This window comes from Gallionella capsiferriformans ES-2, from assembly GCF_000145255.1.
Lineage (GTDB): Bacteria > Pseudomonadota > Gammaproteobacteria > Burkholderiales > Gallionellaceae > Gallionella > Gallionella capsiferriformans.
Genome location: NC_014394.1, coordinates 3,060,748 through 3,072,798, shown reverse-complemented (window position 1 = coordinate 3,072,798; position 12,051 = coordinate 3,060,748). Strand labels below are relative to the sequence as shown.

The following is a 12,051-nucleotide window of genomic DNA, read 5'->3' as shown; positions in this document are numbered from 1 at the left end:
TCCTAAAAAGAAGGGAAGCATCGTGCTTCCCTACGACGGCATTATCCGTACAGGTTCAAAGGGTGTTTCTCACTTTGCTGAAAAAAACAGACAAAGACCCCCAGCGAGTCGTGCAAGTTACTGGAAAAATGAAGGAAAAGCAACCCTGCGCGCGTAGTTGTGTTGAGCCAGACGGGGTGTGTTGCTATACTGCCGGGATAAAATCAAACGCAATGCGAGTTTTACCTTAATTACTCAGGGATGGAGATCAAAATGCAGAATCTGGAACAGGCACGCTTCAATATGATTGAACAGCAAATTCGCCCGTGTGATGTGTTGGAAGCGCGGATTCTCGAGTTGCTCCATCACGTCAGGCGTGAACAGTTCGTGCCTGACGGTAAAAAAGCGATGGCCTTTATGGATATGGAAATTCCGTTAGGCTACGGCGTCTCGATGTGGCAGCCTAAACTCGAAGCGCGTGCGTTGCAGGAGTTACATATCGGGCGCTCGGATAAAGTGCTGGAAGTCGGTACCGGCAGCGGCTATCTGACGGCGTTGCTGTCCGCATTTGCAGGTCACGTCACCTCGGTCGAAATCGTGCCTGAATTGAGTGAAATTGCGCGCACCCATTTGCTGCACCGTGAAAATGTGACGCTGGCGGTCGGCGACGCATCGCATGGCTGGGGCAGCGAAAAATATGACGTCATCGTATTGACGGGTTCGACGCCGGTGTTGCCGCTGGTGTTTCAAAGTAGTCTGAATGTCGGCGGACGCCTGTTTGCCATCGTCGGCGATGCCCCGGTCATGGAAGCCCGGCTGATCACGCGCGTTGCGGCCGATGTTTTTGAAACGGTCAACATCATGGAAACGTCCGTTGCCGCGCTGCAAAATGCGCAACAGCCTAAACGGTTTGTATTTTAAGCGGCGTTTGATTTTTTCAGGCCTGATGCGAGCTGTGACCCGATGAGCGATATGAAGCTTATGTCGCCGCTTGCAATGGTTTTGCTGGTAACGCTGGCGATCAAGTTTTATCTTGCTTGGCTGATTCCGCTGTCCGGTGATGAGGCTTATTTCGTCGTCTGGGCGCATCACCCCGATTTTGGTTATTACGATCACCCGCCCATGGCGGGCTGGTTTTTGCAGCTGATGTTGTGTCTGGGCAACTCGGAAGTCGTGTTGCGCCTGCCGGCGATTTTGCTCTCGACGCTGATCGGCATCGGAATCTACCGGCTGATCAGGCCGTTCGACGAAACCCGTGCGCAGCTGGCCGCGATGCTGTATCTGGTCTCCCCGCTGAATGTGCTGAACGTGCTGGTCACGACAGACACCCCTTTGATTTTGTTCGCTTTCCTGTCAGCCTGGGCGCTCTCTCGTGCCTTGCAGAAAAACAGCCTGCGCTGGTATGGGTTAGCCGGTGCCTTGTTCGGCATGGCTTTTCTGTCCAAATATTTCGCGGTGCTGCTGGGTCTGGCGTATCTGGCCTATTTTGTTTTTTCGGCTAAGTCGCTGCAAAAGACCAAAGGCTTCGCGCTGCTCTATCTTGCCGCGCTGCCGTTTGCGCTGGTCAATTTGTACTGGAACTACACCCATTGCTGGGACAACATCCTGTTCAACCTGTATAACCGCAACGAAAATGAGCACTTCTCGCCGGATAAGATCGCGACTTTCCTCGCGGTGCAGCTGTATCTGATGACGCCGCCGGTGATTTACTATGTGTTTAAACACCGTGCGCAATGGCGGCTAACCTTCAGCCATCCGGAGTTTCGCCTGTTTGCCTGGCTGTTCTGCCTGCCGCTCACCTTGTTGGCTTTGTTGTCGCTCAAGCGGGATATCGGTCTGCACTGGGTGCTGGCGTTCTATCCTTTCTTGTATGTGATGCTCGGCATGATGCTAAGCGGGCAGGCGCTGCGCTCGACCTTTAAATTCACCCTGTGGTTTACGGGCGCGCATCTGGCGGTTGTCGCGGTGATCGCTTTGATGCCGATGGAGAGTTGGAAGGGCACGAACCTGTACGACGGCATCGTGTTCATGTTCAGGAATGACGAGATCGTCGATAAGGTGCGCCCCTATGAGCAACAGGGCTTTGTGCTGTCATCGGACGGCTATACGTCGGCGGCGATCATCTCCTACCATTACGGCAAGAACTTTTCGGTGTTCGGCAGCGGTTCGACTTTTGCGCGGCAGGACGACATGCTGACCGATTTTCGTCAGTTGAACGGGCGCAATGTGCTGGTGATCATTAAATCCGCGCCGGATCTGGCGTTGTACGCGCCTTATTTTAGCCGCGTGGAGGTTGTGACGTTTGAGTTGCGCGGCGTGCCTTTCTATTTTGTGCTGGGCTATGATTTTGATTACCGTGCTTATAAAGAGAAGATATTGAGACCCATTTTGAGCCGGCACTATAAAATCCCCGCATTTTTACCGCATGCGCCGTGTTATTTCTGCGAAAAATATTTTCCGGAACAGGTGAACTAGATGGGAACTTTAACAACTGCGATCAGTGGCTGGGGGCGCTATCCGGTGCAGGTCTGTGAGCTTGCTCGCCCCGAGCGTTATGCAGCGTTGCTCCCCGATACGGCTAACCTGATCGTGCGCGGTCAGGGGCGCAGCTACGGGGATGCCTCGCTCAACGAAAACGGGCGCGTGTTGCTCACCGAACGCGTGAACCGGCTGCTTGAATTCGATACGGCACAGGGCATCCTGCGCGCGGAAGCCGGTGTGACACTGGGCGAGATTTTGGCGGTCATCGTGCCCAAAGGCTGGTTTTTGCCGGTCACGCCAGGTACTAAATTTGTCTCGCTGGGCGGTTGCGTGGCGGCGGATGTGCACGGCAAGAATCACCACCACGACGGCGCCTTTGGCGATCATGTGCTGTCCATCGAGCTCGTGCTGGCGGATGGCAGTCGCATGACCTGCTCGGCTGAGCAAAATGCGCCGCTGTTCTGGGCGACGGTCGGGGGGATGGGGCTGACCGGCATTATCGCTGAGGTGACGATTAAGCTCATCGCGATTAAGCATTCGCAGATGACAGTGCGGCACCATGCGGCCGCGAATCTCGAGCAGTTATTCGCGCTGATGCAGGCCATCGACGATCGTTACACCGTGGCGTGGATAGACAGCATGGCGACCGGCGCGCAGCTGGGGCGCGGCATCCTGATGTGCGGTCATCATGCGGAAGAGGCAACCTCCGTGCCGCAAACGGGCGCTCAGCGTCGCATCCCGTTCGACTTTCCCGACTGGGCACTCAATTCGATCAGCATAGGCGCATTCAATGCACAGTATTTCCGCCGCGAGTCGGGCAAGCCCGAGGCTTTCGCGAGCGGCTGGGATGCGTATTTTTATCCCTTGGACGCGCTGGAAAACTGGAACCGGATGTACGGCAAGCGCGGTTTCGTGCAATACCAGTGCGTGATTCCGGACGCGGCGGCCTATGAGGGGATACAAAAATTGCTGCAAACACTGTCAGCGAGTCGCCGGCCGTCGTTTTTGGCTGTTTTGAAACGCTTCGGCGCCGAAGGGCGCGGGCTGCTGTCCTTTCCGATGAAGGGTTACACGCTGGCGCTCGATTTGCCGATCCGCGACGCGGGGCTGTTTAGCCTCTTGAACACGCTTGATGAAATCGTGCTGCACTACGGCGGCCGGGTGTATCTGGCCAAGGATGCGCGCTTATCAGCTGAGACCTTTGCTCTGATGTATCCGCGCTATCAGGAATGGTTGGCCGAAAAAGATTCGGTTGATCCTGAGCAGCGCTTCAGTTCCAGCTTGTCACGGCGTTTGGGCATCACGGCGCACAAGGAGGCTTGATGAGTGAATGCATACTGATACTGGGTGCGACCTCCGCCATTGCGCGCGGGGTCGCGTCAGCGTTTGCCGCGCGGGGCGATAACCTGTATCTGGCTTCTCGCGATGAGGACGAATTGCGGCGCAGCGCCTTGGATCTTCAATTGCGCTATGGGGTGACGGTGCACTATCGCGTTTTCGACGCGGAAGCGACCGAAACACACGAGGCCTTTTTTAATGCGGTGCAGGCGGATACGCCCGAGTTGTCGGGGGTGGTACTGGCCTTCGGCTATCTGGGCGATCAGCTGGCGGCGCGTGATTTTGCCGTGGCCGCCAAAGTCATCGCCAGCAATTTTACCGGTGCGGTCTCAATCCTCGGCCTGTGCGCGAATTATTTCGAGCCCTTGCAGCGCGGCTTTATCATCGGCATTTCTTCGGTGGCAGGGGATCGCGGCCGGCAGAGTAATTATGTGTACGGCGCGGCCAAGGGGGCGCTCAGCCTGTACCTGCAGGGGCTGCGCAACCGGCTCTATCCTCACGGGGTGCGCGTCATCACTGTGAAGCCCGGTTTCGTGGATACGGCGATGACCTATGGTTTGCCCGGCCTGTTTCTGGTCGCCACCCCGCAGCAGATCGGTCAGCGCATCGTCGCGACGCTGGGAAAATCGGCCGATGTGGTGTATCTGCCGGGATTTTGGCGCTATATCATGCTGATCATCAAGCATATCCCCGAGTTTGTCTTTAAACGGATGAAGATGTGAGTCAGAGCGAGGTCGTGGCGGCATTCGATTTCGACGGCACGTTAACGCGTCGCGATACGCTGTTGCCTTTTTTGCTGCACACGCTGGGGGTATGGGCGGTGATGGTTCAGGCCTTGCGTTTATCCCGCACGCTGGCGGCCTATGCCTTGGGGCTGATCGATAACGGCATCGCGAAGGAGCGGGTCTTTGTCGCATGTCTAGGGGCCAAAAATATCGATGCGTTGCAACAGGAGGCTGACCTGTTCGCAGCTCAGGTGGTGCCGGCGCTGTTGCGGCCGGATGCGATGCGGCGGCTCGCGTGGCACAAACAGCAGGGGCATCGCTGTGTGCTGATCAGCGCATCGCTTGAGTTATACGTCAGACCCTGGGCGAAAATCGCCGGCTTTGATGAGGTGATCGCCACGCAACTGGAAATACGCGATGATCGCACCCTGACAGGCAGGATGTCAGGGGTGAACTGTTTTGGCGCAGAAAAGCTCAGGCGCCTTGCGGCGTTGCTGGGCGAGCGCAGCACTTATACTTTGTATGCCTACGGCGACAGTCGGGGGGATCGCGAATTGCTGGCGAGCGCGGATTTCTCCTATTACCGGCAATTTCCAGAATCGAGATGATGAAAACATTGTTACCGCTGCTGCGTCTGATGCGCCCTTATCAGTGGGTGAAAAATACCTTCGTGTTTGCCGGCCTGTTGTTCGGCCACGCCTGGCATGATCAGGCGGCAGTGATAGAGGTCATGATGGCCTTTGCGGCATTTTGTCTGGTGTCGAGCGCGATTTATACGCTCAACGATCTGGTCGATGTGGAGCAGGACAAACAGCATCCGAAGAAGCGCTTGCGGCCGCTGGCCTCAGGCGAGGTGTCGGTTTTTTCCGCCATCCTGCTCGCCGTGTCGCTGGGAACGGCGGGGCTGCTGCTGGCGTATCTCGCCTCCCCCGTCGTGCTGCTGATACTGGCAGGCTATGCGCTGATGAACATTGCCTATTCGTTGCGGCTCAAGCATGTGGTGATACTGGATGTGTTCATCATCGCCACCGGATTCATGTTGCGCCTGCTCGCCGGCACGCTGGGGGTGGGCATTCCGCCATCGCAATGGCTGCTGCTGTGCGGTCTGATGGTGACGCTGTTTCTGGGGTTTGCCAAACGCCGCGCGGAAATCATCGCGCTGACCGAAGACAAGGCCGCGCATCGCCGCGTGCTGGCGCATTACAGTCCGGTGCTGCTCGATAAGATGATAGGCATCACCGCCTCAGGGGTGATCATGAGCTACAGCCTGTACACCATGAACGCCGACACGATACGCATCCACGGCACGAATAATCTGATCTACACCGTACCGTTCGTGATGTACGGGATGTTCCGTTACATCTACCTGCTGCATCACCAGAGCCGCGGGGGCGACCCGTCGCATGATCTGGTACGCGACCCCCACCTGTTTATTTCGCTGGGCGCCTGGCTGCTCGCGACGATGCTGCTGATTTCATGACGGGCACTGTGTTGTCCGGCTGGCGGTTTCGCGCGCTGTTGCTGGTGATTTTACTGAGCGCCGCAGGCTATCTGGCCTTTTCGCTGTGGGGTGGCTGGCACGAGGTGGTGGCGGCAATCGTGCGGGTCGGATTTGTCGGCACCGCCATTGCGCTGCTGCTCTCGCTGGTTAACTACGGCGTGCGATTTGTGCGCTGGCAGAAATTTTTAGCGTTGCTGGGCCACCGTGTGTATGCGCCCGAGAGCCTGCGAATTTACATTGCGGGCTTTGGTCTGACGATACTGCCGGGTAAGGCGGGTGAGGCGATACGCAGCGTGTTTCTGAAAAAGCATGGCGTGCCCTATCCTGAGAGTCTGGCGGCTTTTTTTTCCGAGCATTTGTCAAATTTAATCAGTATGTTGATGCTGGTTGCCATCGGCATGGCGATTTATCCCAAGGCGCTGCCTGTGGTGCTGATCCTGGCCGTGCTGATCGTTGTTATTCTGGTGGTGCTCCAGCAGGCAAAGTGGCTTGAAGTGCTAAAATCTTTCGCGCAGCGGCGACTGCCTGCCCGTTTGGGGAATCTTGCCGGGCATGCCGTTGACGTCGTGCTGCATTCGCGGCATTGTTTTAGTCTGCCTATGCTGTTGTACGGCATCGCGCTGGGGCTGGTGGCGTGGGGTGCGGAAGGGCTGGCGTTTTATTACATCATGCATTGGTTGGGCAGCGATTTGTCGCTTCAGGTCGCGCTGTTCATCTATGCGTTTTCCATGCTGATCGGGGCGCTCAGTTTTCTGCCGGGGGGCTTGGGCGGGGCGGAAGCGACCATGGTTGCGCTGCTGATGTTGAACAGCGTCGCGCAACCGCAGGCGGTAGCGGCAACGGTGCTGATTCGGCTTGTGACTCTGTGGTTTGCGGTGGCGCTGGGCGTGATGGCGCTGTCGATGTCCGAGCGCCGTTTGAAAAAGGGTTGAGGGTATTGTGCCGGCAGCGAATGCTTGGTACTGTTGCCGGCACTTCAAGTATCGTTTGCGCATTAGGGCGGCAAGCGATAATATTAGCAAAATCTAATAAACTATGCGCGAATCCGATGAAAACTAAGCTATTCACCTCACGTCTGGCACTGGCGATTGTCCTCGGTGCTCCTCTTTTTGCACAGGCCGCCGACTTGCTCGACATCTTCCGCAGCGCGCAAAGCAATGATCCTGTGTTTGCCGCGGCGCGTGCCGCGCAACAGGCGGGACAGGAAAAATTGCCGCAAGGCCGCGCACTGCTGATGCCGAGCGTCAATCTGTCGGCCAACAGCACCTTTAACGATTTAACGACGCAGTACAAGGGCGCGACCCTGTTTCCAGGCGGTAATCAGCGTTACAACAGCCATGGTTACGGCGTGACGCTGGTGCAGCCTCTGCTCCGTCAGCAAAACTGGCTGGCTTACAGCGAATCCGAACTGCAGGTCGCCCAAAGTGAAGCGCAATTTAAAGTGGCCGAGCAGGATTTACTGCTGCGCACCGCTCAAGCCTACTTCGATGTGCTGATCGCGCAGGACAGCGTGCAGTTGGCCGAGGCGCAAAAGACGGCAATTTCTGAGCAACTGGCGCAGGCCAAACGCAATTTCGAAGTCGGCAGCGCGACCATTACCGATACCCACGAGGCGCAAGCGCGTTTTGATCTGACCTCCTCGCAACAAATTGCCGCGCAGAATAATCTGGAAATCAAGCGCAGCGCGTTGCAGCAGCTGATCAATGCACAGCCCAAGGAACTCAAATCCTTAGGCAAACAGTTCAGTCTGGATGCACCGCAACCTGCCGATATGGAAAAATGGGTGGGCGATGCTCAGATTAACAGCCCTCAGATCGCCATCGCGCAGGCCGGCGCTCAGCTTGCCGAAAAGGAAGTCGCGAGAAATCGCGGCGGTCATTATCCGACGATAGATCTGGTAGCGAACTATTCTAAAAACTACGCTAACGGCAGCAGTTTCGGCGTCGGCAGCGACAGCACTAATAAAAGCGTCGGCGTGCAATTGAATCTGCCGATCTTTCAGGGCGGCGCGACCAACTCGAAGTGGCGTGAGGCGAATGCAAACAGCGAACGGGCGCGGCAGGAGCTGGAAAACGCGCGCCGCAGCGTTGCATCACAAACCCGTCAGGCGTACTTGGGTGTCGTGAGCGGTATCTCGCAGGTGCAGGCGCTGCAACAGGCGCTCACCTCCAGTGAAAGCGTGCTGGAGGCCAGCCGTCTGGGGCAGGAAGTGGGCGTTCGTACCAATCTTGACGTACTCAATGCCCAGCAGCAGCTCTATGCTACCCGCCGCGACCTGTATCAGGCGGAATACAATTATCTGCTGAGTCAGTTGCGACTGAAAGCTGCAGTCGGTTCGCTGGGCGAGGCGGAATTGACCAAGGTCAACGAGGCACTGAAGTAGTTCACAGCTTGACATCACATCCTCCGATCTGTTTAATGTGCGCTGTTCACCTAATGAACGCACCGCATGTTCGACGATACCACTAGTTACGGATTACTAAAGACATTGGCCGATGAGCCCAACCTTTCCCAGAGAGATTTGGCGAAGCGGTTGGGCGTTAGTCTTGGCAAGGTAAATTTTTGCTTGAATGCATTGATCGCTAAAGGTTGCTTGAAAGCAGATAATTTCCGCAACAGCGACAATAAACTGGCGTACGCTTACCTGCTGACGCCGCGCGGTGTGGAGCAGAAGGCGCACCTCACTTTAGAATTTTTGCAAATTAAGGTTGAGGAATACGAGCGATTGCGGATGGAGATTGCAGAACTGAAGCGTGAAACTGAACAAATAGTGAGAAATTTTCCGTGAATAAATACATTGTCGTCAGGGTTTGTTTATGAAAGCAGTCATTCTTGCAGGTGGTTTGGGAACTCGGATCAGCGAAGAAACGTCAACGCGACCCAAGCCTATGGTGGAGATCGGTGGAAAGCCAATTTTGTGGCATATCCTTAAAAGTTATTCTGCGCACGGGATTAATGAGTTCGTTATTTGCTGCGGTTACAAGGGCTATGTAATCAAAGAGTACTTTGCCAATTATTTTCTGCATACATCGGATGTCACTTTCGATATGCAGAATAATCACATGGAAGTGCATCAGCGTTTCGCTGAACCTTGGAAAGTAACTCTAGTAGACACCGGAGAAGAAACCATGACCGGTGGTCGTTTAAAGCGCGTAGCCGAATATGTTAAGGATGAAGAAGCATTCTGTCTTACCTATGGAGATGGCGTGAGTGACGTTAATATTACTGAATTGATCGCATTTCACAAAGCTCAGAAAGTTAAGGCGACATTGACCGCGACATTGCCGCCGGGCCGTTTTGGCGCGCTCGACATGCAGGGAAATAAGGTCAATAGCTTTCGGGAAAAGCCTCAAGGCGATGGTGCCATGATAAATGGTGGATTTTTTGTGCTATCACCAAAAGTCCTCGATTATATCTCCGACGATAAAACAATTTGGGAGCGCGAACCTATGGAGCGTCTCGCCGAAGAAGGTGATCTGGCGGCGTTTCATCACACCGGTTTTTGGCAGCCCATGGATACTCTGCGCGACAAGATGCATCTCGAAGAGTTGTGGCAATCAGGCAAAGCGCCCTGGAAAGTATGGGCATGAACGCTGATTTTTGGCGCGGCAAGCGCGTCCTGTTGACGGGTCATACCGGTTTTAAGGGAAGCTGGCTGTCGCTTTGGTTGCAGTCTATGGGCGCGCAAGTGGTGGGTTTTGCGCTCGCTCCGCCGACCAAACCGAGTTTGTTTGAAGTCGCCGGTATTGAACAAGGCATGACCAGCATCATCGGTGATATTCGTGACTTAGTGCATTTGCGTTCGGTATTGACTGAGCATCAGCCTGAGATTGTGATTCATATGGCGGCACAGCCGCTGGTGCGCTATTCCTATATTGAACCGGTTGAAACCTATTCCACTAACGTGATGGGTGTGGTGAATTTGCTGGAAGCGGTGCGCAGCACGCGGAGTGTTAAGGCTGTGGTCAATGTTACGACCGACAAATGTTACGAAAATCGCGAATGGGCGTGGGGCTATCGTGAAAATGAAGCAATGGGCGGTTACGATCCTTATTCCAGCAGTAAAGGCTGCGCGGAACTGGTCACCGCGGCTTACCGTAACTCTTATTTTCACCCCGCAAAATATCACGAGCATGGCGTTGCAATCGCATCAGCCAGAGCGGGAAACGTCATCGGTGGCGGCGACTGGGCAGAAGATCGTCTCATTCCCGATATCATGCGCGCGATAACGGAAGGTCGCGCGGTCAATATACGCAATCCGCATGCGATCCGTCCCTGGCAGCATGTGCTGGAGCCGTTATCCGGTTATCTGTTGCTGGCACAAAAACTCTATGAAGACGGCGCAGCGTTCGCAGAAGGCTGGAACTTCGGCCCCAACGATGAAGATGCCAAGCCTGTGCAATGGATTGTTGAGCGATTGACCCAATCCTGGGGAGAGGGTGCGAGCTGGGTGGTTGATGGCGGCGAACATCCGCATGAAGCGCATTACCTGAAGCTCGATTGCTCCAAAGCCAAAGGCCAGTTGAACTGGCATCCGAGATGGCATCTGGATGAAGCGCTGGTAAAAATTGTGGACTGGCATCAGGCCTACCGGGATGAAAAAGATATGCGTGAAATCACGCTCCAGCAGATCAGCGCGTATTGCGCATCATCTGTACGATGAATTTGAATTGAATATAAGCCGAGGTTAGCGTGGATAAAGAAATTATCAAGCAACAAATATTGGGTTTGGTCGAGCAATACAGTGCGCTGCAATATGCAGAAAAAACCTTTACGGCGGGTACGTCAATCGTTCCGCCTTCCGGCAAAGTGATCGGCGCACCTGAACTCAAAAATATGGTTGAAGCCTCGCTGGATGGTTGGTTGACGACCGGGCGTTTCAACGAAGCCTTCGAGAAGCGCTTTGCCGAATTTGTCGGCGTGCCTTACGCATTGACGACCACTTCAGGTTCGTCGGCGAATCTGCTGGCCTTCACTGCATTGACATCGCATAAGTTGGGCGCGCGCGCGCTGAAACCGGGCGATGAAGTGATCACCGTAGCGGCAGGTTTCCCGACTACCGTTAATCCTATCTTGCAAAATGGCATGGTTCCGGTGTTTGTCGATGTGGACATTCCTACCTACAACATTGATCCTGCCAAACTTGAAGCGGCCGTGACGGATCGTACCCGTGCCATCATGGTAGCGCATACGCTGGGCAATCCGTTTGATCTGGATAGCGTGATGGCGCTGGCCAAAAAGCACAATCTTTGGGTTATCGAAGATTGCTGTGATGCGCTCGGTTCTCGCTACAAAGGCCAGCACGTCGGTACCTTCGGTCATATCGCGACCTGTAGTTTTTACCCGGCGCACCACATTACCATGGGCGAGGGCGGCATGATCTTTACCAAAGACCGTGACTTGCGCACCATCATCGAGTCCTTCCGTGACTGGGGCCGTGATTGCTACTGTGGTCCTGGTTGCGACAATACCTGCGGCAAGCGTTTTGGCCAGCAGTTGGGATCACTGCCGATGGGATACGATCATAAGTACACCTACTCACACTTGGGTTACAACCTCAAAATCACCGATATGCAGGCCGCGTGTGCACTGGCGCAGATGGATCGTTTGCCAGGATTTATCGAGGCACGGAAACAGAACTTTATCTTCTTGAAAGAGCGTCTGAAGTCGTGTGAGGAATTCATGATTCTGCCCGAAGCCACCGCAGGCAGCGAGCCCTCGTGGTTCGGTTTTCCGATCACGCTGCGTGAATCGTCAGGAATTAATCGTGTTGAACTGTTGAAATATCTGGATCAATACAAGATAGGCACGCGTTTGTTGTTCGCGGGTAATTTGACTCGCCAGCCATATTTCGAAGGTCGCGCATATCGCATCAGCGGTGAACTCACAAATACCGATAGCGTTATGAACAACACCTTTTGGATTGGCGTATATCCTGGTCTGAACGAAGAGATGTTAAGTTTTATCGTCGAGAAAATCGAAGCGTTTTTTGGTGTGAATTTCTAGCATAACGAGAATCAGGATACG

Annotated in this window: 12 protein-coding genes and 1 riboswitch; all 12 genes read left to right on the top strand. The window is 54.8% G+C overall.

The window, feature by feature from the left end:
- Positions 1–10: 10 nt before the first annotated feature.
- Positions 11–112, bottom strand: a riboswitch (TPP riboswitch).
- 140 nt (positions 113–252) lie between these two features.
- The 12 genes from GALF_RS14260 to rfbH all read left to right on the top strand — a co-directional run bounded on the left by GALF_RS14260 (position 253) and on the right by rfbH (position 12,030).
- Positions 253–900, top strand: a complete 648-nt coding sequence (locus GALF_RS14260) for a protein-L-isoaspartate O-methyltransferase family protein (RefSeq protein ID WP_013294753.1) — start codon at positions 253–255, stop codon at positions 898–900.
- Positions 901–951: 51 nt separating this feature from the next.
- Entirely contained in the window at positions 952–2,454 is a 1,503-nt protein-coding gene (locus GALF_RS14255) for a glycosyltransferase family 39 protein (RefSeq protein ID WP_190274086.1), read from the top strand.
- Positions 2,455–3,783 (top strand): FAD-binding oxidoreductase, encoded by a 1,329-nt coding sequence (locus GALF_RS14250; protein WP_013294751.1) that lies wholly within the window; start codon positions 2,455–2,457, stop codon positions 3,781–3,783.
- Complete coding sequence (locus GALF_RS14245) at positions 3,783–4,520, top strand: SDR family oxidoreductase (protein ID WP_013294750.1); 738 nt, start codon at positions 3,783–3,785, stop codon at positions 4,518–4,520. The genes GALF_RS14250 and GALF_RS14245 overlap by 1 nt, the downstream gene beginning before the upstream one ends.
- Positions 4,517–5,131, top strand: a complete 615-nt coding sequence (locus GALF_RS14240) for an HAD-IB family hydrolase (protein WP_013294749.1) — start codon at positions 4,517–4,519, stop codon at positions 5,129–5,131. The genes GALF_RS14245 and GALF_RS14240 overlap by 4 nt, the downstream gene beginning before the upstream one ends.
- Positions 5,128–6,003 (top strand): decaprenyl-phosphate phosphoribosyltransferase, encoded by an 876-nt coding sequence (locus tag GALF_RS14235; protein WP_013294748.1) that lies wholly within the window; start codon positions 5,128–5,130, stop codon positions 6,001–6,003. The genes GALF_RS14240 and GALF_RS14235 overlap by 4 nt, the downstream gene beginning before the upstream one ends.
- Complete coding sequence (locus GALF_RS14230) at positions 6,000–6,956, top strand: lysylphosphatidylglycerol synthase transmembrane domain-containing protein (protein WP_013294747.1); 957 nt, start codon at positions 6,000–6,002, stop codon at positions 6,954–6,956. Before GALF_RS14235 ends, GALF_RS14230 begins: the two co-directional genes overlap by 4 nt.
- Positions 6,957–7,072: 116 nt before the next feature.
- Positions 7,073–8,407 (top strand): TolC family outer membrane protein, encoded by a 1,335-nt coding sequence (locus GALF_RS14225; RefSeq protein ID WP_013294746.1) that lies wholly within the window; start codon positions 7,073–7,075, stop codon positions 8,405–8,407.
- Positions 8,408–8,473: 66 nt separating this feature from the next.
- Positions 8,474–8,812 (top strand): MarR family EPS-associated transcriptional regulator, encoded by a 339-nt coding sequence (locus tag GALF_RS14220; protein ID WP_013294745.1) that lies wholly within the window; start codon positions 8,474–8,476, stop codon positions 8,810–8,812.
- Positions 8,813–8,840: 28 nt separating this feature from the next.
- A complete protein-coding gene (rfbF, locus tag GALF_RS14215; protein WP_013294744.1) occupies positions 8,841–9,614 on the top strand; it encodes a glucose-1-phosphate cytidylyltransferase in 774 nt (257 codons plus the stop codon).
- Positions 9,611–10,687 (top strand): CDP-glucose 4,6-dehydratase, encoded by a 1,077-nt coding sequence (gene rfbG / locus GALF_RS14210; protein ID WP_013294743.1) that lies wholly within the window; start codon positions 9,611–9,613, stop codon positions 10,685–10,687. The genes rfbF and rfbG overlap by 4 nt, the downstream gene beginning before the upstream one ends.
- Before the next feature lie 29 nt (positions 10,688–10,716).
- Entirely contained in the window at positions 10,717–12,030 is a 1,314-nt protein-coding gene (gene rfbH / locus GALF_RS14205) for a lipopolysaccharide biosynthesis protein RfbH (protein ID WP_013294742.1), read from the top strand.
- The last annotated feature ends 21 nt before the right edge of the window (positions 12,031–12,051 follow it).

Bases quoted from the DNA above. Each gene is read 5' to 3' on its own strand.
- GALF_RS14260 (WP_013294753.1), top strand. From the start codon at position 253: ATGCAGAATCTGGAACAGGCACGCTTCAATATGATTGAACAGCAAATT.
- GALF_RS14255 (WP_190274086.1), top strand. From the start codon at position 952: ATGAAGCTTATGTCGCCGCTTGCAATGGTTTTGCTGGTAACGCTGGCG.
- GALF_RS14250 (WP_013294751.1), top strand. From the start codon at position 2,455: ATGGGAACTTTAACAACTGCGATCAGTGGCTGGGGGCGCTATCCGGTG.
- GALF_RS14245 (WP_013294750.1), top strand. From the start codon at position 3,783: ATGAGTGAATGCATACTGATACTGGGTGCGACCTCCGCCATTGCGCGC.
- GALF_RS14235 (WP_013294748.1), top strand. From the start codon at position 5,128: ATGATGAAAACATTGTTACCGCTGCTGCGTCTGATGCGCCCTTATCAG.
- GALF_RS14230 (WP_013294747.1), top strand. From the start codon at position 6,000: ATGACGGGCACTGTGTTGTCCGGCTGGCGGTTTCGCGCGCTGTTGCTG.
- GALF_RS14225 (WP_013294746.1), top strand. From the start codon at position 7,073: ATGAAAACTAAGCTATTCACCTCACGTCTGGCACTGGCGATTGTCCTC.
- GALF_RS14220 (WP_013294745.1), top strand. From the start codon at position 8,474: ATGTTCGACGATACCACTAGTTACGGATTACTAAAGACATTGGCCGAT.
- rfbF (WP_013294744.1), top strand. From the start codon at position 8,841: ATGAAAGCAGTCATTCTTGCAGGTGGTTTGGGAACTCGGATCAGCGAA.
- rfbG (WP_013294743.1), top strand. From the start codon at position 9,611: ATGAACGCTGATTTTTGGCGCGGCAAGCGCGTCCTGTTGACGGGTCAT.